At 68.3% G+C, this 1,304-nt stretch carries 1 protein-coding gene; it reads left to right on the top strand.

The annotated features are described in order from the left end of the window. Positions 1-1,304: AMP-binding protein (locus NA4_RS38290; protein WP_157129593.1), on the top strand; the 1,304-nt coding region annotated here is incomplete at both ends.

Raw genomic sequence — 1,304 nt, 5'->3', positions numbered from 1 at the left:
CTAATCACTCCATCGGTGCTGGCCACCTTCGACCCGAATGGCCTGGAGGACAGCTTGCGCGTGGTCATCGCGGGCGGCGAGGCGTATCCACCTGAGCTCGTGGCAAAGTGGGCGGTTCAGTTGGCAGATGGCACGACTCGCGCCTTCCATAACGCTTACGGGCCTACCGAGACCACCATTGCAAGCAACGTAAGCGACGCGCTCGCGCCCGGTGATCTGGTCACCATCGGCGGCCCGATCCGCGGCATGCAATCGCTGATCCTGGACGCCCAGCTCAGGCCCGTTCCGGTGGGTGTCACAGGTGAGCTGTATCTGACGGGCGTCCAGCTCGCGCGTGGCTACCACGCGCGGCCGGGCCTGTCGGCCGAGCGGTTCGTCGCCAACCCGTACGTCCCCGGTGCGCGGATGTACCGCACCGGCGACGTAGCGCGCTGGACCCGCACCGGCGAGGTCGAATACGTCGGCCGCTCCGACTTCCAGGTGAAGGTGCGCGGTTTCCGCATCGAACTCGGCGAGATCGACGCCGCGCTCGCCTCGCACGAGAGCGTCGACTTCGCGGTCACCCTCGGGCACAAGAACACCGCGGGCGCCGTGTCGCTGGTGTCCTATGTCTTTGCGGCACAGAATTATTCGATCGATGTCGCGGCGCTGACCGCGCACGTCGAAGAGCGCCTGCCCGCCTACATGGTGCCCTCGTCGATCATGGTGATCGACCACGTTCCGCTCACTCCAGTGGGCAAGCTGGACCGCAAGGCGCTGCCGGAACCGGTCTTCGAGGCCAAGGTGTTCCGCGCGCCCGCGACGCCGGTGCAGGAGATCGTGGCCGATACCTTTGCCGAGGTGCTCGGCGTGCAGCGGGTCGGCCTGGACGACGACTTCTTCGAACTGGGCGGCAACTCGCTGGTCGCCACCCAGGTGGCGGCGCGACTGGGCGAGGCGCTGGATACGCAGGTTCCGGTGCGGGTGCTGTTCGAGGCGTCCACCGTCGCGGCGTTGGCCGCGAAGGTGGAATCGGCTGCCGGACAGGGCGGCCGTGCGCCGCTGGTGGCGCGGGAACGGCCGGAGCTGGTGCCGCTGTCACTGGCTCAGCAGCGGATGTGGTTCCTCAACCGGTTCGACAACCAGACCGCGGTGAACAACATCCCGGTCGCGTTGCGGCTGACCGGTGCGCTCGATGTCGCCGCGCTGGGCGCGGCCATCCGCGACGTGCTCGCGCGGCACGAGGCGCTGCGCACCGTCTACCCCGAGGTGGAGGGCACCGGTTACCAGCGTGTGCTGCCGGTCGGGGAGGTCGTCTTCGACCT

It is taken from the genome of Nocardia amamiensis NBRC 102102 (assembly GCF_001612745.1).
In the GTDB taxonomy this organism is placed as follows: domain Bacteria; phylum Actinomycetota; class Actinomycetes; order Mycobacteriales; family Mycobacteriaceae; genus Nocardia; species Nocardia amamiensis.
This window is presented reverse-complemented; position numbering and strand designations above follow the sequence as displayed.